17 protein-coding genes are annotated in these 25,600 nt (G+C 58.2%); 12 read left to right on the top strand and 5 right to left on the bottom strand.

Annotated elements, in window-relative coordinates:
• Positions 1-14 precede the first annotated feature (14 nt).
• The 5 genes from cfa to CYA_RS11870 all read left to right on the top strand — a co-directional run bounded on the left by cfa (position 15) and on the right by CYA_RS11870 (position 4,462).
• Positions 15-1,190, top strand: coding sequence for a cyclopropane fatty acyl phospholipid synthase (cfa, locus tag CYA_RS11890; RefSeq protein WP_049749789.1), 1,176 nt, complete (start codon positions 15-17; stop codon positions 1,188-1,190).
• A gap of 77 nt (positions 1,191-1,267) precedes the next feature.
• Positions 1,268-1,744 (top strand): SufE family protein, encoded by a 477-nt coding sequence (locus CYA_RS11885; RefSeq protein ID WP_228375339.1) that lies wholly within the window; start codon positions 1,268-1,270, stop codon positions 1,742-1,744.
• Between the two features lie 13 nt (positions 1,745-1,757).
• Positions 1,758-2,849, top strand: a complete 1,092-nt coding sequence (locus tag CYA_RS11880; RefSeq protein ID WP_011431325.1) for a metal ABC transporter solute-binding protein, Zn/Mn family — start codon at positions 1,758-1,760, stop codon at positions 2,847-2,849.
• Entirely contained in the window at positions 2,846-3,616 is a 771-nt protein-coding gene (locus CYA_RS11875; protein WP_011431324.1) for a metal ABC transporter ATP-binding protein, read from the top strand. The genes CYA_RS11880 and CYA_RS11875 overlap by 4 nt, the downstream gene beginning before the upstream one ends.
• 9 nt (positions 3,617-3,625) lie before the next feature.
• A complete protein-coding gene (locus CYA_RS11870) occupies positions 3,626-4,462 on the top strand; it encodes a metal ABC transporter permease (RefSeq protein ID WP_011431323.1) in 837 nt (278 codons plus the stop codon).
• On the opposite strand, the gene CYA_RS11865 is transcribed toward CYA_RS11870, so the two are convergent.
• The gene (locus CYA_RS11865; protein WP_011431322.1) at positions 4,459-5,232 is read right to left on the bottom strand and encodes a hypothetical protein; all 774 of its coding nucleotides are present in this window, start codon (positions 5,230-5,232) and stop codon (positions 4,459-4,461) included. The genes CYA_RS11870 and CYA_RS11865 overlap by 4 nt on opposite strands.
• A 141-nt stretch (positions 5,233-5,373) precedes the next feature.
• On the opposite strand from CYA_RS11865, the gene CYA_RS11860 reads away from it, so the two are divergent.
• A complete protein-coding gene (locus CYA_RS11860) occupies positions 5,374-6,906 on the top strand; it encodes a leucyl aminopeptidase (protein WP_011431320.1) in 1,533 nt (510 codons plus the stop codon).
• Between the two features lie 424 nt (positions 6,907-7,330).
• Here CYA_RS11860 and CYA_RS14865 read toward each other — a convergent pair whose 3' ends face one another.
• Positions 7,331-8,716 carry a hypothetical protein gene (locus tag CYA_RS14865; RefSeq protein ID WP_011431318.1) on the bottom strand — a complete coding sequence of 462 codons (1,386 nt, stop codon included), beginning with the start codon at positions 8,714-8,716 and terminating at the stop codon, positions 7,331-7,333.
• 60 nt (positions 8,717-8,776) lie between these two features.
• A complete protein-coding gene (locus CYA_RS15115) occupies positions 8,777-9,178 on the bottom strand; it encodes a hypothetical protein (RefSeq protein WP_187147180.1) in 402 nt (133 codons plus the stop codon).
• A gap of 1,255 nt (positions 9,179-10,433) precedes the next feature.
• On the opposite strand from CYA_RS15115, the gene CYA_RS11855 reads away from it, so the two are divergent.
• On the top strand, positions 10,434-11,825 hold the full coding sequence (locus CYA_RS11855; protein ID WP_228375338.1) for a hypothetical protein: 1,392 nt from the start codon (positions 10,434-10,436) through the stop codon (positions 11,823-11,825).
• A 440-nt stretch (positions 11,826-12,265) separates the two neighbouring features.
• On the opposite strand, the gene psaB is transcribed toward CYA_RS11855, so the two are convergent.
• Both psaB and psaA read right to left on the bottom strand, forming a co-directional pair.
• Positions 12,266-14,503 carry a photosystem I core protein PsaB gene (gene psaB / locus CYA_RS11850; RefSeq protein ID WP_011431315.1) on the bottom strand — a complete coding sequence of 746 codons (2,238 nt, stop codon included), beginning with the start codon at positions 14,501-14,503 and terminating at the stop codon, positions 12,266-12,268.
• Between the two features lie 21 nt (positions 14,504-14,524).
• A complete protein-coding gene (gene psaA / locus CYA_RS11845; protein ID WP_011431314.1) occupies positions 14,525-16,792 on the bottom strand; it encodes a photosystem I core protein PsaA in 2,268 nt (755 codons plus the stop codon).
• A 410-nt stretch (positions 16,793-17,202) separates the two neighbouring features.
• Here psaA and CYA_RS11840 point away from each other — a divergent pair, with 410 nt between their 5' ends.
• Genes CYA_RS11840 through CYA_RS11820 form a run of 5 tightly spaced genes read left to right on the top strand, consistent with a single transcriptional unit; the run spans position 17,203 to position 25,567 of the window.
• A complete protein-coding gene (locus tag CYA_RS11840) occupies positions 17,203-18,471 on the top strand; it encodes a metallophosphoesterase family protein (protein WP_011431313.1) in 1,269 nt (422 codons plus the stop codon).
• A 2-nt stretch (positions 18,472-18,473) separates the two neighbouring features.
• Entirely contained in the window at positions 18,474-22,070 is a 3,597-nt protein-coding gene (locus CYA_RS11835) for an AAA family ATPase (RefSeq protein ID WP_011431312.1), read from the top strand.
• A complete protein-coding gene (locus CYA_RS11830; RefSeq protein WP_011431311.1) occupies positions 22,060-23,253 on the top strand; it encodes a DNA double-strand break repair nuclease NurA in 1,194 nt (397 codons plus the stop codon). The genes CYA_RS11835 and CYA_RS11830 overlap by 11 nt, the downstream gene beginning before the upstream one ends.
• On the top strand, positions 23,250-23,843 hold the full coding sequence (locus CYA_RS11825; RefSeq protein ID WP_011431310.1) for a hypothetical protein: 594 nt from the start codon (positions 23,250-23,252) through the stop codon (positions 23,841-23,843). The genes CYA_RS11830 and CYA_RS11825 overlap by 4 nt, the downstream gene beginning before the upstream one ends.
• Positions 23,843-25,567 (top strand): ATP-binding protein, encoded by a 1,725-nt coding sequence (locus CYA_RS11820; RefSeq protein WP_011431309.1) that lies wholly within the window; start codon positions 23,843-23,845, stop codon positions 25,565-25,567. Before CYA_RS11825 ends, CYA_RS11820 begins: the two co-directional genes overlap by 1 nt.
• The last annotated feature ends 33 nt before the right edge of the window (positions 25,568-25,600 follow it).

Below are 25,600 nucleotides of genomic sequence, written 5' to 3'. Positions count from 1 at the left end.
GCATTTTACAATACATGTTGCGATTAGCCCTCAGCAGGGGGTTCCTGGAAGTGGAAAAAAGCCTTAGCATCTGGCATCGGCTGGCCCGCCGATATGGGCTTAGGCTCTTGAGTGCTGCCGATATAGCCGTCAATGGCTCGCGGCCCTGGGATCTGCAAATCCACGACGAGCGGCTCTACCTGCGCTGCCTGCTCTATGGATCCCTGGGCTTTGGCGAGGCCTACATGGAGGGCTGGTGGGATTGCGAGGCTATTGACGAGTTGGTTTACCGTCTTCTCACCAGTCAGGCAGCGGAGCAAGTGGGCTGGCCAGTTCGGCTCCTGCTGGCGTTGGACAGTCGCCTAGTTAATCGCCAGCGGGGTAAGGGAGCGTTTGTGGTTGGCCAGCGCCACTACGACCTTGGCAACGACCTCTACGAAGCCATGCTGGATCGCCGCCTGATCTATAGCTGTGCCTACTGGGATGGGGGGGCGCAGACCCTGGACGAGGCCCAGGAAGCCAAGCTGGATCTCATTGCCCGCAAGCTGGATCTGCAGCCCGGCATGCGCGTGCTCGACATTGGCTGCGGTTGGGGCGGCACGGCCCAGTACCTAGCCGAACGCTACGGCGTGCAGGTGGTGGGCATTACCGTCTCCCAAGAACAGGCCAAGCTGGCTAGCGAACGCTGCCAGGGCCTGCCGGTGGAGATTCGGCTGGAAGACTATCGCCAGACGCAGGGAAAGTTTGATCGGATCATTTCTGTGGGCATGTTCGAGCATGTGGGCTACCGCAACTACCGAACGTTTATGCAGGTAGCCCGCCGCTTGTTGAACGACAATGGCTTGTTTCTTCTGCACACCATCGGCAGCAACGTGGCCTACCAAGGTCGGGATCCGTGGATTGAACGCTACATTTTCCCCAACTCGATGCTGCCCTCGCCTCGTCTGATAACAGCGGCTTTTGAGGGTCTGTTTGTACTGGAAGACTGGCACAACTTTGGGATCAACTACGTGGCCACCCTAAAAGCTTGGCACGCCAATTTTGAGCGGGCATGGCCCCAACTGGCTAGGCGCTACGACGAGCGCTTCCGCCGCATGTGGCGGCTTTACCTGCTAATGAGCGCCGGCAGCTTCAAGGCCCGGGCTAGCCAGCTCTGGCAACTGGTCCTCTCCCCGAGGGGAGTAGAAGGCGGCTATCGCTCGGTGCGGTAGCGAAGACAACCCTTCCCTCTTTGGCTTTTCCGACCCACCCCCGCGCGCAGTAGGCGCTCTCGGCGAGGGTGTTATGATTGATTATCATTCTCATTCAGGCCAGTGGGTTGATGCCCGAAGCTCTGCGGCAGATTGTAGGTCGCTTTCAAAAGGCCAGAACCTCCCGTCAGAAGTACGAATTGCTTCTGGCCTATGCCAAGCGCCTGCCCCCTTTCCCCGAGTCGCAGCGAACAGAGGAGAATCTGGTGCGGGGTTGTGCCTCGCGGGTGTGGCTGGCCACCGAGCTAAAAGACGGCAAGGTCTACATCCAAGGGGATGCCGATGCCCAGTTGGTCAAGGGCTTGGTGGCTGTTTTGGCGGAGGGGTTGAGCGGTCTGCGCCCAGAGGAGATCCTGGAGGTTTCCCTAGAGTTTGTGCGGGAGATGGGCCTCAACTTTAGCCTTAGCCCTTCCCGCAGCAATGGCCTGGTGAGCATGTTTTCGCTGCTGCAGCAGCGGGCCTTGGCTTTTCAGAAGTCAGGCGCTTCCGGCTCTGCTGTCTCTGTCGTCTTGTGAGGTACTAAGGCTCATGGCTGATAAAGCTAACTCTCTGCGTTCGGCTCGACCTGTGCGGTCGCTGGTCTTGCTGGTGGCCGCTCTCTCAGTCGGGATCCTGGGCTGCTCGCAGACACGCCGGGAAGAGCCCCAGGCCCAGCAGGGATCCACCCCCCCGAAGGTGGTGACCACGATCCTGCCGATGACGCAATTTACCCGCGCCGTGGCGGGGGATCGGGCGGAGGTGAGGCCTCTCATCCCTCCCCAGATGGAGCCCCACAGCTTTCAGGCTCGGCCCGAAGACGCGCGTCTGCTAGCCCAGGCAGATGTGCTGGTGATCAATGGGTTGGGAATGGAGACCTTTTTGGAGGGATTGCTCGCCAACGCTGGAAACCCCAAGCTGCGCCTTATCGACAGCAGCCAAGGGATCCCGACTCTGCAGACGGAGGAGCCAAAGCACGGCCACGGGCATTCCCACGGCCACAGCCATGGACACTCCCACAGTCACGCTCATGAGCACAGCCACGGCGAGTTAAACCCCCACATCTGGCTGGATCCGCGGCGGGCCATCCGGCAGGTGGAAAACATCCGCGACGGCCTCATGGCTGCGGATCCCGAGGGGGCAGAGATTTACCGCACCAACGCGGCTGCCTTTATCGAGAAGCTCAAGGCTTTGGACGAGGAAATTGAGCGGCGCCTAGCCCCCTTTGCAGGGAAAAAGTTTGTGGTCTTCCACAACTTTGCCCCCTACTTTGCCGAGCGTTACAACCTCAAGGCCGAGTTCTTGGTGGAGATCCCGGAAGCCAGCCCCTCCCCTGAGGATGTGCGGCGGGTGATGGATACGGTACGGCAATCGGGCCTGAAGACGATCCTAGTGGAACCTCAGGTGGGGAGTGACAACCCCTTTGAGGTTTTGGCCAGAGATCTGGGGGTACAGGTTCGCGTGTTCGATCCCATCGAAACCGCCGGCCCGGAGGGGATCGAGCCGGAATACTACCTAGCCATCATGCGGCAAAACGTGGAGAACCTGGTCTCCGCCTTTGAGAAGGAAAAGGCCTGGCTTCCCCTGCAGTTGCCCTTGGTGGGCCAGGCAACTCTCGAACACCTGCTGGCGAGGGGACGGTGACCTCTGGCGAGGTTGTCCTACACGTAGAGGGGTTGACGGTCTATCGGGGATCCCAGCTGGCTGTGCAGAATGTGTCGTTTGCGCTGGAGGCGGGATCCCATATGGCGATTGTCGGTCCCAACGGCGCCGGCAAGAGCACCCTCGTGCAGGCCATCTTGGGGATCCTGCCCCGCCAGTGCGGCTCGGTTTGGATCCTGGGAGAGCGGCTGCGCCTGTCGGGGTATTTGCCCCAGGCGGTGCGGCAGCAGATTGCCTACGTGCCCCAGCGGTTGCAGTTCAACCCCGCCATTCCCGTGACGGTGGCGGAGTTTGTCGCCCTGGGCTGGGGATCCCTCAGACCCCGCTGGCCCTGGCAGCAGCAAGCTGCTCGGCAAGAAGCTGTTCGGAAGGCCTTGCAACGGGCCGAGGCCCTGCACCTGGCCCCTAAGCCTTTGGGTCAACTGAGCGGCGGCGAGCTGAAACGGGTGTTGCTGGCCTATTGTCTAGTTTGGCCGCGGCGGCTCCTAGTGCTGGACGAGGCCCCCGCTGGCCTGGATAGCCCCAGTGAAGGGGAGTTCTATCGGCTGTTGGAAGAGCTGCGCCGATCCCTGGGCTGGACCATCCTACAAGTCTCCCACGACCTGGAAATGGTGTCCCGCCATTGCGACCGCGTGTTATGTCTCAATCGCTCCCTGATCTGCCAGGGATCCCCCGAGGTGGCCTTGGCCCCAGAGATGCTGAGCCGCGTCTACGGCCCCGAGTTTGCCCGCTACATCCACCATCACTGAGGAGGGGAAATGCCGGAGACCTGGGCGCGGGTGGTGGAATTGCTGCAGTTGCCCTTCATGCAGCGGGCCCTGCTGGGCGGGATCCTGACAGGGGTAACGGGGGGGCTGCTGGGCAGTTTTGCCATCTTTCGGCAGTTGGCGTTTTTTAGCGATGCCCTGGGGCATTCGGCGCTCTTGGGTATTGTCCTGGGAGTGGTTCTGGGACTGAATCCTACGGCGGTGCTGATGGTGTTTGGGGTGGTGTTTGCCCTGGGGGTGACTTTTATTCTGGAACGCACCCAGCTTTCGGCAGATGCGGTGCTGAACATCATCTACTCTTCCTCCTTGGCCCTGGCCATCATCGGCCTCAGCCTGATCCCCGGCTACCGCGGCAACCTCAACCAACTGCTCCTCGGGGACATCCTGGGCATCAGCCCGCCGGCCCTCTGGATGAGCGGCCTGCTCCTGCTGCTGGCCCTGGGGTACATTGGGCTGACTTTGACTGCCCAGATGTTGCTGACCCTGGATGAGTCGTTGGCGCGGGCGCGGGGGGTGGAAGTGGGCTGGCAGCGGCTGGCCTTTGTGGTGTTGCTGGCCCTGGTGGTGGCCCTGTCGATCCGCTCGGTGGGGGTGCTGCTGGTAAGCGCCTTTGTGGTCATCCCCGCTTCGACGGCGCGGCTTTTGGGATCCCGCTTTACAACCTATGTGTTGCTGGCCATGGGTTTCGGGGGCTTGAGCGCGGTGCTGGGGATCCTCCTCTCGGCCGCCTTCAACCTGCCCTCCGGCCCCAGCATCGTGGCCACCCAGTTGCTGTTTTTTCTCCTGGCTATGGCGGCCAAGGGGGCGTCGCAACTGCTGCGGCTTTAGCCAGGTGCGGGGATCTCCTCACGAACCTGGCCAAACAGGCGGCGGTAGCTCTCTGGAAAGACCTGGCCCATCAGGGTGGGCTGCTCGTAGACCCGCTTGAGGGTGTTGAGATCCCGTTTGGTGATGGTGGGCACCCGCAGCAGGCGGCGATTGCCAGTAGCCTCGGCGTGGTGGCCGCCGTACATCAGATCCCGCGGGTTGGGACTATGGCCCCACAGCCCCAGCCCATGGCCAATCTCGTGCCGAGCCACTGCCGTAACTTCTGCCAGCCCCTGGCCTTCGACGATAACAATGCGCACCCGCTGCTGCAGCGAGCCATCGGCGGCAAAGAAAAACTCTGGGCGCGCTGCCCCCGCTATCCCGTCGCCAATGCCAGGAACGCGATAAATGCTCATCCCGTAGAGGGCCTCTTCCTCTTTGGCCACCACCCGCATCGGGATATAAGCAGACCACTCCTTCACCGCCTGCTCCACAAAGGTTTTCCACTGGGGGTGATCCCCCTGGATGTAGACGGGGACGGGATAGAAGGCCCACTGGGCATAAGCTCCGCCCGGCAGCAGCGGCTCGATTTCTTCGAAGTAGTCTCCCGCCGATTTGTCGTAGGTGTAGCGGGCTAGGCCGGGGGGCAACTTGAGGCGAACCGGCTGCGGCAGCTCTTCCAGCGACCTCTGCGCCTGGGCCAGGGATCCCACCCCTCCTACCGCCAGAGCCAGGAGCATTGCGCAGGCAATAACCCCAAGCTGAAGGACGTGACGCCGCCGCCAGGCCATACCTTGGTTTTCTCCCTTCCTGATTAAAGGCTATTGGCTGGGGAAGCCAACGTCGAGGGCAGGCGAGGGATCCCCTGTCCTAGAAGCGGCAAATTGGCTACACTGAGAGTCTGCTGTCCCTAGCTTGGCCAAAGGTTTCCCATGCAGCTTCGTCTTGGCGAGCCCCCTCTAACGCAGGCAGAATGTGCCCTGGTCTACTGCTTTGCCCCCAGCGGCGAAAACGCCACCTTCTCGCTGCCTGCCGAAATTGCTTCCTTGGACGAGAAAGTGTGGTCGGGGTTGGTGGCGGAAGCAGCTCAAGAACAGAAGTTCCAGGGCAAGCCCAACAGCAGCCTCGCCCTGCGCCTGCCAGGGCCTATCCGCAAGCTGGTGCTGGTGGGGCTGGGGGATCCCGCCGCGCTGACCCTGGAAGCGCTGCGACGGGCTACTGCCAACGGCCTGCGCCAGGCCCACAGCCTCAAGGCCAAGCAGGTGGTGCTGTCCTTGCCAGACACTGGGCTGGATCAGGTGCGGGCGGTGCAGGCGGTGGCCGAAGCCAGCCTCCTGGTGGCCCACCAGGACAACCGCTTCAAATCTCCCCCTAAGCCCGAGGAAGAGCGCGGCTTCTCCGTTGAAGAAGTTACCCTCCTGGTGCCGGGGCTGGCCCAGGCCCGCCAGGACTATGAGAATGCCCTGCAACGGGCCACCGAGATGGCTGCCGGGACGATCCTGGCCCGCGAGCTGGTGGCCGCCCCGGCCAACGTCGTCACGCCTCCTGCCCTGGCCGAAACTGCCCGGCAACTGGCCCAAGACTACGGCCTAGAGGTGGAGATCCTGGGGCGGGAAGAGTGCCAAGCCCTGGGGATGGGGGCCTTCCTCGGCGTGGCCCAAGCCTCGGATCTGCCGCCTCAGTTCATCCACCTCACCTACAAGCCCAAGGAAGGGGATCCCGTTGCCAAGTTGGCCCTGGTGGGCAAGGGCCTCACCTTCGACTCCGGCGGCCTCAACATCAAAACCGACTCCCGCAGCATCGCCATGATGAAAACCGACATGGGGGGAGCGGCAGCCGTCTTGGGAGCTGCGCGAGCCCTGGCCGCCCTCAAGCCGCAGGTAGAGGTGCACTTTATCGTCGCTGCCACCGAAAACATGATCAGCGGCCGGGCCCTCCACCCCGGTGACATCCTCACCGCTTCCAACGGCAAGACCATCGAGGTCAACAACACCGATGCCGAGGGCCGTCTTACCCTGGCCGATGCCCTGGTGTTTGCTGAAAAGCTGGGGGTGGACGCCATTGTTGACCTAGCGACCTTGACCGGCGCCTGCGTCATTGCCCTAGGAGAAGAGATTGCTGGCCTCTTCACCCCCGACGAGAAGCTGGCCCAGGAGCTGCAGCAGGCAGCCAACCTCTCTGGCGAGAAGATTTGGCGCTTACCCCTGGAAGAGAGCTATTTCGAGGGCCTCAGCTCCACCGTAGCCGACATGAAAAACACTGGCCCCCGCTCTGGCGGCTCCATCACTGCCGCCCTCTTCCTTAAGCAATTTGTGGAGAAAACTCCCTGGGCCCACTTAGACATAGCTGGTCCCGTCTGGGCCGAAAAAGACTCGGGCTACACCAACAAAGGCGCCACTGGCTACGGCGTGCGCACCCTCGTGGAATGGGTCTTGGCACGGGAGATGGCAGCCGCCTCCTCCTAGCATGGTTCACCACTCCCGAAGCTCTGCCTGTTGCGTAGGCGGGTCTTGAACGATCCCCAGAGTAAGGCTTTGTCTCTCCAGAAAAGGAGGGCTCTGCTGGAGGGCTTGCAGGGTCACCAGCCGCGGACTTTCTTCCTCTTGAGGTAAGGCGCTGCTATGCTAGGTCCGCTGCAAGAGAGGCTGCTACAGACCTGCCCTCCGACGATTGATGGAGTGGGAGCCAACCCAGAAAGTTGGCTCTGCAAAGGAACTGACACGATATGTGCTACTCGACTTTGACCGCTGCAAACTTCTGAGCTGCAATTGGGGGAGTCGAAGAGTTAGTAACCGTTACCAGTGCAGCAAAAGAAAAGCCGATTGGGTGTAGCTCAACAGTCTCACCCAAGATGGTCTTGGACATTCATACAAGCCAGGCATGTATCGTCTACTTAACTGTAATGTTCACACGTGCCTGCGCCGAGATAGGAGGACTAGAAGAGTCCGTAACAGTCACCAATGTCAAGAGAGTAGAGCCAATGGGAGGAGTGTCTTTGGTGGCTGGACACTGCACCCTGATTGCCCCCGTTAGCCTGTCAAACGAAAAGCCATCTGGCGGTGGAGGTTCAGGCTCTGCCTTGAAAGTTAGGGGTCTAAGGACTCTACCTTGGATGGTAATTTTTGGATTTACGATGACTGGATTACGAAGGTTGTTGGTGCAATCTACTGAATCCCCATATTCAAGCTGGATAGAACCTACAGCTGATTTCACAGGAATCACAAAGTTAATATCACTGGTCAGGAAGTTGCTGGCAGTAGTTAAGGATGGGTTAAGCTTAATAGTGATGGAGCCAGTGAATACCCCGTCCGTTAGTCGAATAACTCCGAATTCTTGAGGCCCTTTGCTACCTTCCTTAAAGAGGAGAGTAGAGGTCGAAACAGTGAACGGAGCGCCCGCCCCAAAGGGGTTAGGAGTTCCGCTGACATCCAAAACAACCTGCCCACCAATCGGAGGGGCTGCGAGTTCGACCCTGACAACCTTGGTAGCCCCAACTATGTCATTATCGAGAAACTCTATCGTCGAAGGGGTAACCGTAATGGTAGGCGGCGCTTTCTGCAATACCTTAACCGGCACAAGAACATTCACACTGCCCACCGGGTAATTGACAGCTGTTGTGGCAGGGTCGCGGGTAACTATTATGGTGGCATTGCCTTCCTGAGTGGCCGGGATCAAACGGGTTAATGTAACTGTGGGCTTATCCTCGGATCCCGGTGGAATGACAACAGTTACGAAAGAGGCAGCTGTTGTAGAAACACCCACCACCTGTGGGTTGCTGCTTTCCACTTTCAACACCAAACTGCCGTTGGCCGGAGGAGCAGAAGGCGTAAGCGTGAGAGTTTCTATGGAGCCAACAGTTGTCCCTGAGTCAAACGTAACTTTTTCTGGCGTGACGCTAACTTTCTCAACAGGGAACGGAGGGGGGGGAGGAGGAGGGAAAGGAGTAAAAGGAACAGGGATCTCCGCCTTAATGGTGGGAACAGGAGCAGGAGAGGGAATCGGAGGAATGGTTGGGGCTGGGAGAGGAGGTTGGATAGCAATGGTAGGAGTTGGTAAAGGGATCCCTGGGGCTATAGGAGGTAAACCCACCTCAGTGCCTCCGGTAGGTACGCTGGGCGTTTGCGGCGGAATGATCGGCCCAGGAACAAAGCTAGTGGCGCTTTTGTCGTTGGATTGCTGACAGCCGATCAAGCTTGCCGTAGTGAAGAAAACAGCCCCCGCGCTGCCTAAAGCCCGCAACCAACTTCTTTCAGTCTTGAACTTTTGCACCTTCATTTCCTGCCACCTTCGCTTACAAAACGGAAGTCCTCTCCAAAGCCGCATCACCATTGGCTGCTAGTTAGCTACTAGAGTGATGGGAGGAGCTGCACTGGGTAGAGTCTGATTGTTCGACACAAATAGCAGCGGCAATGTGTAGATCCCAGGAGCCGTTGCTTGAATGGAGACGTTCACCTCGCAAGTAGCACCTGCTGCCAGAACTCCGCCCGAAAGGTTGATGATCCTTGTTCCCGGTATTGCGCCCAAAGTGCCCCCGCAGGTATTTGGATTGGCAATGCCGGCAGGTATGGGAGGATTGGCCACGACCAGCCCCTCTGGCAAGACTGCCTGGAAGCTGAGACCACTCAAGGGAATAGCGCCAGCCACTCGGTTATCGACTACAAAGGTGAGGGTAACAGGTGTATTGACCGGCGCTGGATTGGGCCGTAGGAAGCGAGCAAACAGGGGCGAGGGTCCCACAGGAACCGGCGTTGGCACAGGAGTGGGGCCTGAGGTAGGCGTAGGTACAGGCGGCAGAGGAGTAGGAGTTGGAGTGGGAGTTGGCTGAGGAAGGTTGCCACAGGGTGGAATTGCAAAGCCGCGCACCTCGTTTCGAGTTTCCCCCTCGTTGAAAACTGAGTCGTCAACCCGCAAAACTTGCCCAAATCCGTCCCGGATAGTTAGAACGAAAACAATGTCATCTCCTGTCAGTATCTCCCGGCCATCGATATTCCTAATTCCTTTCGACAAAATCCTCAAGTCATCAAAAAACCTGGGATCTGTTGGAAACGTATAGCTAAAGTTGAATCCGTTAGCGTCGGCAAATGTGTTGCCTCTCCCAACTAGCAAGTTTCTGAACTGACTTATGGCCTCAGGCCGGATCACGCCAGTAACATCTGTTCCACAAGTGATGTTCAGAACCTGGATGTCTACGCTTGCTATCCCTCCTCGAACAATTAGGTTGGTTAAATCCACCCTGTAAGAGAGCGATGCAAACGGCTGGTCGACGTTGAAGCCGCCCCCTGGCCCAAATTGAGGCGGATCCGGCAGATCGGGTTGAACTGGCGGCGGCGTGATGGGAGCAAAGTCCGGCCCGGGGCGGAAGGTGATGGGCGTGAGATTGGGCGAGATGGTGGGAGCCACGGCCACGGGAGGAGGCGTGGATCCATCGGCGGCCAGGAGGGGCGGCAGCCCGCCAGTAGTCTCGCTGCTGCAACCAGTAACCAAGGCCAGCGAAGCCCAAGTTGCCAGAAGGGAAAGGCCACCACGGCCAAGGGCTGAGCCAGAACGTCGTTTCATTGAGAAATTCTCCACTCACTCACACCACAGCAAATCCTTGCGACAGCGTCCAGCCGGGATCCACTGAATCTGCCCCTGTGCATTGGCAAGATTATGAGGGATCCCGTTTCAAGGGGAAATGTCTGCCGTTAGTTCTACTGCATCTCAGAGCGTTGTCAAGCCAGCGGCAAAGCAAATCCAGGAAATTTTCCTGGAAATGGCCCATCCCCTAGATATGGGGTATCATAGCCTCGAGCAGGGGCAACCAGCCTACCTGTAGCGTTGGGGGTTGGGTGCCTTCCCCTCCATTTTGTGTGTGAATTTCCCCAGATTAGGGTGTGTGAGGCAGTGCCGTATGAACTTCAAAGGTCGATCATTGGCAGTGTTGTGTGGGGTTTTGCTCTTAGGGGGCTGCGGCGAGGTTAATGAGGCGCCAACCCTACCTGGGCCTGTCCAGGTGGATCCGGCTGCCTTTGTCTCGGCCCAGGAGTATCGCTTTACCCCCGGCTCGGTGCTGGAGACCACCAGCCTCCGCTTGGACTATGTCAATCCGAGGTTTGACAACGGGATCCCTGTGCGCACCAACCCCCTCCAAGGCAGCGGTGAAGCTCGCATCGCCAATGTTGAAGCCCGCATCTTGCCTGTGAACGAGATCCCAGCGAATGAACTGACAGTTGACTCGACCCTTCGCTCCAGCACGCTGGCCATCCAAATTGCCCGAACCACGCCGCTGGTGAATCTCATCGCCTTCGGCCCCAACGACGGCAAGCTATCGACCCAGTTCAGTATTGCCGGGCTGGTTGCTCTTTCCACCAACCCCAACGACCAGCGCATTCGAGTCAATACAACCTTTAGAGCTGCCGTTCCGGATACGAAAACTGTTTTAACTTTGACCGTGCGCCGCATCTTGGTTAGCCGCAATGGCAACCAAGTCGTCTTAGAGGGAGATTCTTCTCTCATTGTCCCCACCGTGGGTGTGTTGTTTGAAGATGGTGGTCCTGGTCCTGGGGGTGAGATTCTGGCGCCAGGCTCTTTTGTCAATCCTCCCCCACCTCAAGGGCCTGTCACTGCCATTCTGCAAACCGGAAGCTTTTCCGCCAGCTTTGTGGTGCGGCAGCGGGGCGTGGCCGGCGATGGCACTCCTGAAGATGCCCTGGCTCTCTTTGCTCGCCTGAACTTCCGGCCCAACCAGGCGGAGATCGTCTATCGTCCCGCCCAGGTGGGCACCCAGTCGGTGTTGTTTGCCCCGGATCCGACGCGGCCCAATATCTTGCCCAATCAGTTGGTGCGCATCCGGCGCCTGTTGAACGGTCGGGTGCAGGCAGAGTTTGACCCGGCCAATGTCAGCACAGTCCTCAACTTCGTCCAGGTTAGCCCGCCGCCGCGACCTTTCCCCACCCCGATCCCGCAGTTGCCCGTCCCTGAGCGTCCCGGTGCCCCTACCGCGTTTGACTACTTCTTCTCCTTGCGCACCGAGCGCTCCACAGGTACGTTGCCTGGATCCCCTGTGGAGGGAACTAATCTCAGTCCTGTTATCCTTCAGGGCATTGTCCCCACCACGGGAGATTTTGTCTTCCGCACCTTAGCTGGGGCACAACTGGCCGGGCCGTTTAATAGGGCAGATATTGGCGGTTCTCTGCTGCGAGGCAACTTGAATTTGGTTTTCGATCCAACCACCTCTGGCTCGAATATCTCTGGGCAATTCTTTATTGAGCAAGAGTTCCCCACTGACAACCAAGTTATAGGCCCGAACTCACCAACTGGCGACGGAAATACGGGTACTCCTGATGCAGGGGGAGTTATTCTCATTATTCGTGGATTCTTTGAGGGCACGCAGGTGCGGCTGTAGCCTCAGCAGCCTGTCTTGAAATATCCAAGCCCAGCCCTCAGAGCTGGGCTTTTTTGCCGGATTAGGGAGCCCTTCGTCTATCTGCTCAAAAAACTTGAGCCAAACTCTATTCTTGGCTACTCATCCTCCTGGAAGCGCGCAATCGCAAAATCGGGCTCCGGCTCATGGTTGGGGATCCTGGTCGTGCACAGGGGCCTGCTCTTGCACAAGGCCCATCAACAGTCGATACAGGCGGCTCCCCGTTTTCTGAACTGAAACCCTGTCCTTTAGCTCTAGTCGGGCAGCCCCTTAATCCACCTGAGACAGAGACTCAACCAGCCGGTGAAACTCCTCGTGCAGCCAAGTCATGGACTTAGCGACAGCGCCCTTCTCGCTTGACCGAGGAGCAAAAAAAGGGATCCCCCCGCGGGATCCCTTAGTTGCTTAGCCACTCGATTTCGCTAGCCAGATAGGGAAGCTGTCGAGGCGATCACAAAGGCCGCATAGGTCAGCACATACCCCACCGTGAAGTGAGCCAGGCCCACCAGACGACCTTGAACAATCGACAGAGCTACCGGCTTGTCCTTCCAGCGGATCAAGTTGGCCAAGGGGGTGCGCTCGTGCGCCCACACCAGCGTCTCGATCAGCTCTTGCCAGTAGCCGCGCCAGGAGATGAGGAACATGAACCCTGTCGCCCAGACCAGGTGGCCAAACAGGAACATCCAGGCCCAAACCGCCAGGTTATTCATCCCGTAAGGGTTGTAGCCGTTGATCAACTGGGCAGAGTTGGCCCAGAGGTAGTCCCGCAGCCAGCCCATCAGGTAGGTGGAGTTCTCGTTGAACTGGGCGGTGTTGCCGCTCCAGATCCCCAGGTGCTTCCAGTGCCAGTAGAAGGTCACCCAGCCGATGGTGTTCAGCATCCAGAACATGGCCAGGTAGAAGGCATCCCAGGCGGAGATGTCGCAGGTGCCGCCCCGCCCCGGCCCGTCGCAGGGGAAGCTGTAGCCGAAGTCTTTTTTGTCCGGCATCAGCTTGGAGCCACGGGCATCCAACGCCCCTTTGACCAGGATCAACGTGGTGGTGTGCAGGCCCAGGGCAATGGCGTGGTGCACCAGGAAGTCGCCGGGGCCAATGGGCAGGAAGAGGAACCCATTGGGATCGTTGATGGCTTGCAGCCAGCCAGGCAGCCACACGTTGCCGTAGTTGGGCCAAGCCGTAGAGGCGATGCTATCCGGGTTGGACAACAACACGTCCATGCCGTAGATCATCTTGCCGTGGGAGGCTTGTATGAACTGGGCAAACACCGGCTCAATCAGGATCTGCTTCTCCGGCGTGCCGAAGGCCTGCATGACGTCGTTGTGGACGTACAGCCCCAGCGTGTGGAAGCCCAGGAACAGCGATACCCAGCTGAGGTGGGAGATAATCGCTTCTTTGTGATCCAGCACCCGCGCCAGCACGTTGTTCTTGTTGGCCTCCGGATCGTAGTCCCGCACCAGGAAGATGGCCCCGTGGGCAAAGGCCCCCACCATCAAGAAGCCAGCGATGTACTGGTGATGGGTGTAGAGAGCCGCCTCCGTGGTGTGATCCATCGACATGAACACGTAGGGGTTGAGGGCGTACATGTGCTGCGCCACCAGCGAGGTCACCACTCCCAAGCAGGCCAGCGCCAACGCCAACTGGAAGTGCAGGGAGTTGTTGACCGTGTCGTAGAGGCCCCTGTGCCCTTCGCCCAGCAGGCCCCCGAAGGGGGTGCCCTTCGGCGGGTTGTGGGCGCCCAGGATCTCGCGGATGCTGTGGCCGATGCCCCAGTTGGTGCGGTACATGTGCCCAGCCACGATGAAGATCACGGCAATGGCCAGGTGGTGGTGGGCCATGTCCGTCAGCCACAGGGACTGGGTGTTGGGGTTGAAGCCGCCCAAGAAGGTGAGGATGGCCGTGCCCGCCCCTTCTGCCGTGCCCCAGACGTGGTTGGCCGTATCCGGGTTCTGGGCATAGACCCCCCAGTTTAGGGTAAAGAAGGGCTTTAGGCCCGCCGGATGGGGCAGCGTGGTGAGGAAGTTGTCCCAGCCCACGTGCTGTCCGCGCGACTCGGGGATGGCCACGTGCACCAGGTGGCCTGCCCAGGCCAAGGAGCTGACACCAAACAGGCCGGCCAGGTGGTGGTTGAGGCGGGCCTCGGCGTTCTTAAACCAGCTCAGGCTGGGGCGGAAGCGGGGCTGCAGGTGCAGCCAGCCGGCAAACAAGAACACCGCCGCCAACAACAACAGGCCGATGGCGCCGGCGTAGAGATCGCCGTTGGTGCGCAGGCCGATGGTGTTGAACCAGTAGTAGAGGCCGGAGTAAGCCGCGTTGACAGGGCCGCCGCCTCCAGGTTGGGTAAAGGCCTCCACCGCCGCCTTGCCGAACTGGGGATCCCAGATGGCGTGGGCGATGGGGGTGACCCCCGTGGGGTTGGCCACCCATTGTTCATAGTTGCCTTGCCAGGCGATGTGAAAGACGTTGCCAGAAGCCCACAGGAAGATGATCGCCAGATGGCCGAAGTGGGTGGCAAACAGCTTTTGGTAAAGCCGCTCCTCCGTCATGCCATCGTGGGTCTCGAAGTCGTGGGCGGTGGCAATGCCGTACCACAGACGCCGAGTGGTGGGATCGCTGGCCAGGTCTTGGCTGAATTGGGGAAAACGAGTTGCAGTAGTTGCCATGGTTTTCTCTTCCTCCTTGCCTTAGCCGAGTGCGGCAAACCGTGCCAGGAAGAACGCCCACGTGGTGACGATCCCGCCCAGCAGGTAGTGGGCCACACCGACCGCCCGACCCTGGATGATGCTCAGGGCGCGGGGTTGGATGGCCGGAGCGACTTTCAGTTTGTTATGGGCCCAGACGATGGACTCAATGAGCTCCTGCCAGTAGCCACGGCCGCTGAACAGGAACATCAAGCTGAAGGCCCAGACGAAGTGGGCACCCAGGAAGAGCAACCCATAGGCCGACAGCTCCGAGCCGTAGGAGTTGATCACCTGCACCGATTGCGCCCACAGGAAGTCCCGCAGCCAGCCGTTGATGTTGATGGCGCTGGTTGCGAAGTTGCCGCCCGTGATGTGCTCGATCGTGCCATCGGGGTTGACGGTGCCCCAGATGTCGCTCTGCATCTTCCAGCTGAAGTGGAAGATCACAATCGAGATGGCGTTGTACATCCAGAACAGCCCCAGGAACACGTGATCCCAGCCGGAGACCTGGCAGGTGCCGCCGCGGCCCGGGCCATCGCAGGGGAAGCGGAAGCCCAGCTTGGCCTTATCGGGGATCAGGCGGGAAGAGCGGGCAAACAGCACTCCCTTGAGCAGGATCAGCACGGTGATGTGGATGGTCATGGCGTGGATGTGGTGCACCATGAAGTCCGCCGTGCCCAACACCATCGGCATCATCGACACCTTGCCGCCCACAGCCACCACGTCGCCGCCGAAGATGGGGCTGACCGAAGCGCCCACATAGGGAGCGGTGCTGGCGATGGCCTTAGTGTGCAGGGATTGAATCCACTGGGCAAAGATGGGCTGCAGTTGGATGCCGGTGTCCGAGAACATGTCCTGCGGACGGCCCAGCGCCTGCATCGTGTCGTTGTGGACGTAGAAGCCGAAGGCGTGGAAGCCCAGGAACAGGCACACCCAGTTCAGGTGGCTGATGATGGCGTCGCGGTGGCGGATCACCCGATCCAAGACGTTGTTGCGGTTCACCGCCGGGTCATAGTCGCGAACCATGTAGATGGCCCCGTGGGCAGCGCCGCCAACGATGAAGATGCCGCCTATCCACATGTGGTGGGTAAAGAGGGAGATCTGGGTGGCGTAGTCGATGCCCATGTAGGGGTAGGGGTTCATGGCGTACATGTGCTGCGCCACGATGATGCTCAGGGATCCCACCATGGCCAAGTTAATGGCCAGTTGGGCGTGCCAGGAGCTGGTCAGCACTTCGTAGAGACCCTTGTGGCCCTCGCCGGTGAAGGGGCCCTTGTGGGCTTCCAGGATCTCTTTGATGGAGTGGCCGATGCCCCAGTTAGTGCGGTACATGTGGCCGGCCACGATAAAGAGCACGGCAATGGCCAGGTGGTGGTGGGCCTGATCCGTCAGCCAGAGGGCGCCCGTTTGCGGATCCAGGCCACCCTTGAAGGTGAGGAACTCCGCGTACTTGCCCCAGTCCAACGTAAAGAAAGGCACCACCCCGCTGAAGAGGCCCCAATCCACGCTGGGGAACATCTCCTTCATCAGGGCCGGCTTGAGGATGAACTCGTGGGGCAGAGGGATCTGAGCCGCCGGCACGCCCGCATCCAACATCTTGTTGATGGGGATGGCCACGTGGATTTGGTGACCGGCCCAGGCCAGCGAGCCCAGCCCCAGCAGGCCCGCCAGGTGGTGGTTGAGCATCGACTCCACGTTTTGGAACCACTCCAGCTTGGGAGCCCGCTTGTGGTAGTGGAACCAGCCGGCGAACAGGCAGAGGCCAGCCATCACCAGACCGCCGATAGCGGTGCAGAGGAGTTGAAACTCATTGGTGATGCCGGCAGCTCGCCAGAGGTGGAATAGACCCGACGTGATGCGGATCCCTTCAAAGCCGCCGCCCACATCGCCGTTGAGGATCTCCTGGCCGAAGATGGGCCAGACCACTTGGGCGCTGGGCTTGATGTTAATCGGATCCGCCAGCCAAGCAGAATAGTTGGAGAACTGAGCTCCGTGGTAGTACATGCCGCTCAGCCAGACAAAGACCACCGCCAGGTGGCCGAAGTGAGCGGAGAAGATCTTCCGAGAGACGTCTTCTAAGTCGCTGGTGTGACTGTCGAAGTCATGAGCAAGAGCATGGAGGTTCCAGATCCAGGTCGTGGTCTTGGGCCCACGCGCCAGGCTGCGATCGAAGTGCCCCGGCTTGGCCCACTTCTCAAATGAGGTGGGGACCGGATCGATATCCACCGAAACCTTGACCTTTGGCTCTCGCTCCTTTGGCGTAGTTGTCATCAAGAACTCCTCTCTTGCGACAAGGAACGAAGCGCTCCCGCCTGTCTGCAGCCGTGAAGCTCGGGGATCTCTCCCAAGGCGGGATTTACCTGGCATTATAGGTCAGCCTTTGTAACCCCCCCGTCGCTTCACAATAATTAAACCAGGGATCCCTTGCCCTATCGGAGTTAGGGTTGCTTGGCAATCGTTTCTCCAATAAAGATGTAAATATATGTAACGAACTTTCACCAACCCAAGCTGTGCCCATGAAAGGTTGGAACTGGGCAACAGGCAGCGCGGCGGGGCGGCGCCTAGCTCTAGGGGTGGCAACCCGAGCAAAGCCGCAAATGGCCGGGAAGGGATCCCTATATCTAGTTGAGCACTGAGGTTTGTCTGCTAAACTGTGGGCAATTTGCTGGCAGGTTCGGGCGATGGCCACTTCCACCTGCACCTTTTTGCACCTGGCCGATGTGCATCTGGGCTACGACCGCTACAACAGCCCGGAGCGGAGCAAAGATTTCTTTTTGGCCTTTCGGGATGTGGTGCGCCGCCATGCCATCCAGAACCCGGTGGATTTTGTCCTCATTGCCGGGGATCTGTTTGAGCACCGGCAAATTCAGCCCGGTGTCCTCAACCAAGCCCAGATTGTCTTGCGGGAGCTGAAGCAGGCCGGGATCCCCGTCTTGGCCATTGAGGGCAACCACGACAGCCGCCCCTACGGTGTCAAGACCAGTTGGCTGCGCTACCTGGCCGATCACGGCGACCTGATCCTGCTGGAGCCGGAAGCAGGCGAGGAGGGTTTAGAGCTGCGCCCCTGGTCAGGTGGGCGGGGGGGCTATCTGGATCTGCCCTGTGGGGTGCGGGTGATCGGATCCCAGTGGTATGGGTCGGCGGCCCCCAAGTCGATTGAGCAGTTGGCGGCGGCCATTCGCCGGTTGCCCCCTGGCCCTGAGCGGGTGGTGCTCATGTTCCACCACGGCCTGGAAGGCCAAATTGCTCGCTACCAGGGCGCCTTGCGCTACCGGGATCTGCTGCCTTTGCGGGAGGCAGGGGTGGGCTATTTAGCCTTGGGACATATCCACAAAAGCTATACAGAAGAAGGCTGGATCTTCAATCCGGGATCCCTGGAGGCTAACAGTACTGCCGAGTGGGACTTTCCGCGGGGAGCCTACCGCGTCCGCTGGGGAGAGGGCCCGCCTCAGGCTGAGCTGGTGCAGGACTACTACCGGCGGCCTCACCGACGGATCTCTCTTGAGGCCAAGGGCCGGGAAACGCCCGAAGAGATTGCTGCAGCCGCAATTGCCTTGGCCAAGGGATCCGACCTTCCCGAAGGTGGGCCAGCGCCAATGGTGGAGTTTCGGCTGGCGGGGCAGGTGGGCTTTGCCAAGCACGAGTTGGATAGCCGCGCCCTGCAGCAGCAGATTCAGCAGCTTACCGGTGCCCTGCTGGTTCTCTTCCGCTTCGAAGCCACTACTTTGGAGATCGGGTCGGCTGCTCTTTCCCTCGAAGAAGAAGGGCGCAGGCTGCAAATTGAAGAGAAAATCTACAGGGATCTGCTGAGCAGCCATGCCCACTACCGCAAGCGCAGCGAAGAGCTGGCACGGTTACTCTTAGATCTCAAAGAGAAAATCTTAGATGAGCAAGGCGAAGCGGAAGTGTACGCTCACCTGAGCGGCGCCTTTCTGGGGGAAGAAGACTGACCATGCGGATCCTCTCTTTGGCTCTGCAGAACTTCAAGTCTCATGAGGACGCCTTCTTCGAGTTTGAGCCCGGTATCAACGCCATTTGTGGAGAAAATGGAGCAGGCAAAACCAGCATTCTAGAGGCCATCGCCTGGGTTTTGTTTGACTACTGCCCCTACAACCAAGAAGAACTCATCCGCACAGGGGCCAGCGATGCGGTGGCTACTGTCCAGTTTATCTCCCAGTGGGATCAGCGCACCTACGACGTTCGCCGCAGTGTCAGGCAGGGATATCGCCTCTTCGATCCGCAATTGAAGCAGCGCCTAGATTACGAGCGCAAGGCAGATGTGCTAGCGTGGCTGAGGCAACATTTGGGTGTGCCCGCCGGTACTGATTTGGCGCGGCTCTTTGCTACAACGATTGGGGTGCCCCAGGGCACTTTCACAGCAGATTTTCTCAAAACCAGTCGGGAGCGGAAAGAAGTTTTCGACCGCATCTTGAAGGTAGAAGAGTACCAGCAAGTTGCAAAGGATCTGCTGGCAGTTGAAAAATACAGCGAGGCGCAAGTTCTGGCCGTCAAGCATCAAATTGAGCTGCTCCATCAACAGATGCAAGACTGGGATCCGCTGCAAGTAGAGCAGCAGAGAATCGAGCAAGAACTGAGCCACTGGCAGGAGCGCTTAAGCCACCATACCCATACCTTGGCCGAGGTGAAGCTGGAGCTGGAGCGGCTGGAGAAGCTGCTTGAGCAAATCCAAACGCTCGACCGGCAAATTGCTCAACTGGAGCAAGAGGGATCCCTGCTGGCAGTAGCCCTTGAGCAAGCCGAAAAGCTGTGGGCAGAGGCCCAGCGAGCGCAGGCACAACAACAGCACCACCAAGAGGGATCTCAGCGCTTTTTGGCCATAGAAGATCGGTTGCGGGAGCTGGAAAAGCAACGGCAGCAGCGCCTGGAGTGGCTGAAGCGGCGGGAGGCCCTGCTCTCGCAAAAGCAGAACCTCGAAAACCAACTGGCGAGGCTGCAGGAAAAACTCAGCCAACAACAGCGCTGCAAGCAGGAGCTAGAGGAGCTGGCTCCCCAAATTCAAGCCCAAGAGGAGCTAGAGCGCCGGCAAAGCCATTGGGCTCAGCAGCTCGACACCTTGCTCCAACTGCACCGCGAATGGGAGCAGCTTCAGGGAGAATGGTCAGCCCACGCCGGGCGCTGTCAACTGCTGCAAAGCCGCGTCCAAGAGGCTGAACAGGCGCAGGCCATCTGTCAACAGCACGAATCGGCCTACAGGCGTTATCTGGAGTTGGAGGCTTGGGTGGCAGAGCAAGAGGCGTTGCGACGAACACGGCAGACCTTGACAGCTCAGCGGGAAACTTTACGGCAGCAGCTCCACCAACTCCAACTGCGAGAATCTGAGTATCGACAGCAGCTCCAACTCTTCCAGAAAATCGAGGAGGAAAAGCTACACCTGCAAACGCTCTGCGAAAAGCAAACCGTCCTGGAACAACGGTACTCTCAAATTGGCCAGAAGTTGGCCTCTTTTCAGGCCCTGCGCCTAGAGCTAAGACAGAGAGAAACAGAACAGGAACAGGGCCGGGCCCAGTTGGAACAGTTGCGGCTGCAGCTTCGACAGCGACAGGCCGATCGAGAGCACGTAGCCAAGATTCCCCTCCTGGAGGCTCAACAAGAGCGACTGCAAACTCAGCTCAGCCGCCTAGCCGCGGCGCGGCAATTTCAGCGGGAACTCCAAGCCCTTTTCGAGCAGGGCTCTCACCAACTGGCCCAGCACAACCGCAGCATTCAAACTCTTGTGGAGGAGCTGGCCGCTTGCCAACAGAGTTATCCGCAACTCCAACCTCTATGGCAGCGGATCCCGCAAGTTCTGGCCCAGTCTTCAGCCCTCAGCCAACAGTTACTGCAATCCATCCAACAAATCCTACAGGATCTTTCCCCCCAAACTTGCGAGCCTCAGCTACGCCAGCAACTGGCTGATATCCAGGAGCAACTCAAGACTTTGCAGCCCCTGCTGGGCTTAACGGCGCAGATTCCCGAGTTAGAAGCTCAAATTCAACAGTTGCTGCAATGGCAAAACGAACGCCAGAGCAAAATTGAGGATCTTCAGTGGAGCCTCGAGGCAGAGCCAGACTTTCTTCGGCAACAACAGGAAATTGGCCAAGCGCTGCAGGCACTGGGGGATCCCAGGGGGCAAATCCAGCGCCTGGAAAAGGAGCTCAACAATAAGCCGAGAGTTGAGCAAGAGTACCAGCAAGTTGTAGCCAGCATCCAGCAACTTCAACAACAGATACAAGCCCTAGAGCAGCAGCTTCAGCCCCTTGCCGATCTAGACGAGAGAATTGCCGCTTTACGGGAGGAGCAGAGTTGCCATCGCAACAGCTATGAAACCGTTATCCGTATGCAACCACTTGTCCAAAGTTTGCCACAACGAAAAGATGAACTGCAAACAGCTCAGTTGGCTCTAGAACAGATCCAGCAAGCTAAGCAGGAAAAACAAGCCCAAATTGATCGCTGGGAGAAAATAGAGGGATCCAAAGATTACCTGCAAGCCCAAATTGTAAAAGCCGCCGAAACCTTGAAGTCCCTGGGGGATCCGAGAAGCCGGGCTGAGTGGCTGAAAGCGGAGCTCAAGCTGGAAAGACAGTACCTGCAAACGCAGGCAGGTTGCCTACAGCAAATCCAGGATTTGGAGGCAGCACTCCGCCCCCTCGAGGAAGCGCTGCTGCAAACCGAACACCTGGATCGAGAGCTGGGATCCCTGCAAGAACAGCGCGAACACTACCGAGCGGATCACGAGCAATATCTAGGTCTGGAGCCTATTGCCAAACTGCTCCCCCAACGAGAACGGAAGCTCAGTGAACTGAAGGCGCAACAGCAAGCATTGCAAACCCAACTGTCCCAATTGCGGGCACAGCGGGATCCTTTGGCTTCCCTCTATCAGCCTCAGGAGCACCAACGTCTGCGCTCCCTTTTGCAGGCCACCGAAATTCAAAAGGCCGAGGCTCAAGCTCGCCTGGAAAGCCTTGCCCCTCAACTACAGAAAATCCAGGAAAGGTTACAGCAACTGGAGCGGGTGAGAGAAACCTTAAAACAAGTCGAGACGCAACGAATCGAGAAAGAGCGTCTGCATCGCTTCATTAAGTTTAGCCGAGATACCTACAAAAAGGCTGGCCCTCAAATTACCCAATACTATCTACAGCAGATCAACAACATTGCCGATCACCTCTTCCGGGAAATCCTCAACCGCCCCAATGTTGCCCTCACCTGGGAGGCCGACTACGAGATCCGCGTTCAAGAGGGAGGCGGCCCCAAACGACGTTTTGCCAGCCTTTCTGGAGGAGAGCAGATGTCGGCAGCTCTGGCAGTTCGCCTAGCCTTGCTCAAGGTGTTAGGACAGTTGGATATTGCCTTCTTCGACGAGCCCACCACCAACATGGACGCCCAGCGCCGACAGCGATTGGCCGAGTCCATTACCAATTTGCGCTCTTTTGAGCAGCTATTTGTGATCAGCCACGACGATACCTTTGAGCAAGTAACGGAGAACATCATTCGGGTGGAGAGGCACGCTGGCTCTGGCCAGATGAGGAGGGATCCCACCTATGGTATTTAGAGCTGACCGGGTTCTGGCAGTATTGCAGCAAAAGCGGGAGGCTTTCGTCACTTTTGATCAAGGGCTATCGGAGCGCAGAGAGGGATATCGGCAGGCCATGGAAAGATTGTGCCAGTGGTCGAGCGCAGAGATTGCCGAAAAAATAGCGCCCTTGGACTTTCCGGGTGCTCTACCTACTCAAGAGTGGGATCTTTACTCCAGTTGGTCAGTTCCTTTTGAACAGGCATGGACTAGCCATGAGGAAAGCGATGAATGGGCAAGGTCGATTATTAAAAATATTTCCACCTTTGCAGTAGATGGATCCCAAATCTATCCCAGCAAGGATCTGTCAATTCCGGTGGCCTTGGTGCAGATCGGCTGGTATGAGAATCATCACTGTGCCCAAGGCCTGTACGAAAAAGATATTCAAGTCGATGTACTGACTCCAAAGGATTTGGGATCCGATAGCAGCGGCGAGCCCAAAGAGCGCGTCGTCAACATGCGTCGCTTCCAAATGGAAACAGAAAAGCTGGTGGAATATATCCGGGGAGCTCAGCCTGGATCCCGAAAGTTGGCCTTTTTAGATGGGGCTCTGGTGGCTACCTTTGCGGAAGCCCTTGAGCCAGAAAGCCGAGATTTCTACGTACAATGTTTACTCCAGGTGCTGCGGGCCAGCGAGCAAAACCAGATCCCTGTTGTGGCCTACATCGACACTACCTATACCTCAGATCTGGTGACATTGCTGCGGCATTGCTTCGATCTTCCTGAAGCTCCTCAGCTTCACGATGCCCAACTCCTCAGCCCGTGGCTGGAGTGGGGGGAGCGCACCCCTTTTTTTATCTGTGCTCGCGGCGGCAGCCTTAACCCTCAAGATGGGATCCTCAACTCTTACCAAGAAATGCGAGAGCGAGTGGGATTTGTTTATTTGCGCACCAACGACAACTTTCCGGCCCGGCTGGAGATACCGGTTTGGGTTTACGAGGCAGGACTTTTGGACTGGGTCGTGGATCTGGTGCGCTGCGAGGTCATCATTGGTAGAGGCTATCCCTATGTGTTAGAGACAGCCGATCAAATAGCCGTTATTCGCAATGAGGATCGCAACCTTTTCCTGCGCCTGATGCAAGATTGGGCAAGCCGCGAGAAGCTCAACCTCAGGTTATCTCGGAAAACGGTGAGTAAACTGCAGCGGAGGCGAGTCCGATGAGATTGGGCAAGGTGGTTCGCTCCAACAATCACTGCGACTACGTAGTGCAGGTGGATGACGCCCTAGAAGTCAAAAATCCTCCCTCTCCTGATGACTATGGCTTTGGCAGCTTTGTTAAGCTGGAGAATGATCAACGGCACTGGGCTGTAGGTCTGGTCTATAACACCCAAATTGTAAACCCGCTCTTTCTCAACTCCGGCCCGCGCCTCTCCAGCCAGCCGGATCCCTATTTTTCCCCCGATTTACAAAACGAGGTGCGCACGCTGCTTTCGGTGGTTCTCATCGGAGCTTTGGACGAAGAGCGGGGCTGTGGCCGGCAAGGGATCCCGCGCGTGGTGGTGCCTGTGAACACGCCCGTTTTTCGCATGAGCCAAGAAGAAATCCTACGTTTTCACCAAGATCCCCAAGGTCAAACCCAATTTTCGTATTATGGATTGCTCTTGAGCAGCGGCGGCAACTTTGCCGACCACCTTGTTTATCAAGTCTTGAATGATATCATACCCATGTTTTCCGATCCGGCTCAACGGCGGGCCCTGCAAATTCTAAGCAAAGAACTGGCCTGGAAAATGACCGTAGGAGCGATGCGCTGATGACCAAAAAAACTGTAGGGATCGCCCAGTCTCTTGACAATGGACACTATCCAAAAGCTGTCTTCTCCTCCGATGAAGAGGCCCCAGAAGTAATCGGCACTGTCAAGGGCCCCGGTGAAACCTCCAACCAGTATGTTTTTATCACCTCCAATACCCAAGCTGTAAGAGTAGGCGATTTTGTCTACTATGAGGTTCAGGATACCCAGTCCCAAACCCTGAAAATTCTCGGCAAGATCAGGCAAGTCCAGCTCTTGGATCACATTCCCGATCGCATCTTTGCCGACACCGAGATCGATCCCAGCACCATTGTGGCTTTGGTGGGCTTTACCCACCCCAACCCGGAAATCTACGCAGTTACCGTCGAGGTCATCGGCTATTTTCACCGCGCCATGGGCTTTATTAACCCCCGTCGCCCTCCGGATCCCGGTGCCAAAGTCTTTTTGGCCTCCAATCGTCTGCTGAAATCGATTTTGAACAAACGAGATGAAACAGCCGTTGGGGGCGCTCACTTGGGCAGCCTGTTGTTGCGCGACGAGGGAGCGGTGCCCGTGGTGCTGGATGTCAAGGAAATGGTTAGCACCCATCTGGCTATTTTGGCGGGGACGGGATCCGGAAAATCCTACACGGCGGGGGTCTTGATTGAAGAGCTGATGTTGCCCAAAAACCGGGCTGCTGTTCTCATTTTTGATCCCCATGGGGAATACCATACACTGGCAGAGATGCAGTCCCACCCCAAGTTTTTGGGCGAAGACGGCTACCGCCCTAAGGTTAAGGTTCTCTCCCCACAGGAAATCAAGATCCGCGTGTCTTCTCTCAACTTTTTCGATATCCTTACCCTCTTGCCAGAGACCACCGACCGGCAGAAATCTTTCCTAGAGAAAGCTTTCCGCAAGGTTACCCAGTTCAATCCACTACGTTGGACAATTCGGGATCTGATCGACACCGTCAACGAAGAAGATTCGGCAGAGGACGGATCCCGGGGATCCTCAGCCGCTGCTTTGGAGTGGAAGCTAGAGCAGATCGATCGCTCTCCCTACTTTAGCAATGTGGAACACCTGGCCCCCAAGGATTTGTTTGAGCCAGGGCAGGTAACCATTTTGCAGATGCACGAGATTAGCCAGGAAGAGCAGCAAGTCATTGCCGCCGCCATCCTGCGCCAGGCCAATTACGCCCGCATTAACACCCATAAAGGCAAGATCCAACCGGGGGATGAAAATTACCTGCCCTATCCTGTTTTTATCTTGTTGGAAGAGGCCCATCGCTTTGCCCCTGCCCACGAGCCCTCCCGCTGCAAGCAGGTGTTGCGCACCATTCTCAGCGAAGGGCGGAAGTTTGGCTTAGGAGTAGGTCTAATCACGCAACGCCCCGGCAAGCTGGACTCGGACATTCTATCGCAATGCATGAGCCAATTTTTGATGCGAATTGTCAACCCTTCCGATCAAGAAAATCTGCGCCACAGTGTTGAGGCTGCCGGACGGGATTTGTTACAGGAATTGCCGGCTTTGAGCAAGGGTCAGGTGATTGTCTCCGGCGTGTGTGTCAATACCCCTGTTCTGTGTAAAGTACGGCAGCGCTACACCCAGCATGGTGGCGAAACACTTGATATCCTCGGCTTGTGGCAAAATCACTTTCAGCCCCACCGACGACAGGATCGCGTAGCCCAATCTGCCCCTCTCAGGCCACGTTCTCAGCCTCAGGTGGTCGAGGGATTGAGCATTGACTAGAGATCGTTAAAAGCTGGGGTCAATTGGCAGCCG

This window comes from Synechococcus sp. JA-3-3Ab (assembly GCF_000013205.1).
Taxonomy (GTDB): Bacteria; Cyanobacteriota; Cyanobacteriia; order Thermostichales; family Thermostichaceae; genus Thermostichus.
The sequence above is the reverse complement of the archived record's forward strand: the minus strand, read 5'-3'. Positions and strand labels throughout refer to the sequence as shown.

Excerpts from the sequence above, each read along its gene's own strand:
- CYA_RS11865 (WP_011431322.1), bottom strand. The coding sequence starts at position 5,232 with ATGGCCTGGCGGCGGCGTCACGTCCTTCAGCTTGGGGTTATTGCCTGC.
- CYA_RS11830 (WP_011431311.1), top strand. The coding sequence starts at position 22,060 with ATGGTATTTAGAGCTGACCGGGTTCTGGCAGTATTGCAGCAAAAGCGG.
- CYA_RS11825 (WP_011431310.1), top strand. The coding sequence starts at position 23,250 with ATGAGATTGGGCAAGGTGGTTCGCTCCAACAATCACTGCGACTACGTA.
- CYA_RS11840 (WP_011431313.1), top strand. The coding sequence starts at position 17,203 with ATGGCCACTTCCACCTGCACCTTTTTGCACCTGGCCGATGTGCATCTG.
- psaB (WP_011431315.1), bottom strand. The coding sequence starts at position 14,503 with ATGGCAACTACTGCAACTCGTTTTCCCCAATTCAGCCAAGACCTGGCC.
- CYA_RS11870 (WP_011431323.1), top strand. The coding sequence starts at position 3,626 with ATGCCGGAGACCTGGGCGCGGGTGGTGGAATTGCTGCAGTTGCCCTTC.
- CYA_RS11820 (WP_011431309.1), top strand. The coding sequence starts at position 23,843 with ATGACCAAAAAAACTGTAGGGATCGCCCAGTCTCTTGACAATGGACAC.
- psaA (WP_011431314.1), bottom strand. The coding sequence starts at position 16,792 with ATGACAACTACGCCAAAGGAGCGAGAGCCAAAGGTCAAGGTTTCGGTG.
- cfa (WP_049749789.1), top strand. The coding sequence starts at position 15 with ATGTTGCGATTAGCCCTCAGCAGGGGGTTCCTGGAAGTGGAAAAAAGC.
- CYA_RS14865 (WP_011431318.1), bottom strand. The coding sequence starts at position 8,716 with ATGAAGGTGCAAAAGTTCAAGACTGAAAGAAGTTGGTTGCGGGCTTTA.
- CYA_RS11860 (WP_011431320.1), top strand. The coding sequence starts at position 5,374 with ATGCAGCTTCGTCTTGGCGAGCCCCCTCTAACGCAGGCAGAATGTGCC.
- CYA_RS11880 (WP_011431325.1), top strand. The coding sequence starts at position 1,758 with ATGGCTGATAAAGCTAACTCTCTGCGTTCGGCTCGACCTGTGCGGTCG.
- CYA_RS11835 (WP_011431312.1), top strand. The coding sequence starts at position 18,474 with ATGCGGATCCTCTCTTTGGCTCTGCAGAACTTCAAGTCTCATGAGGAC.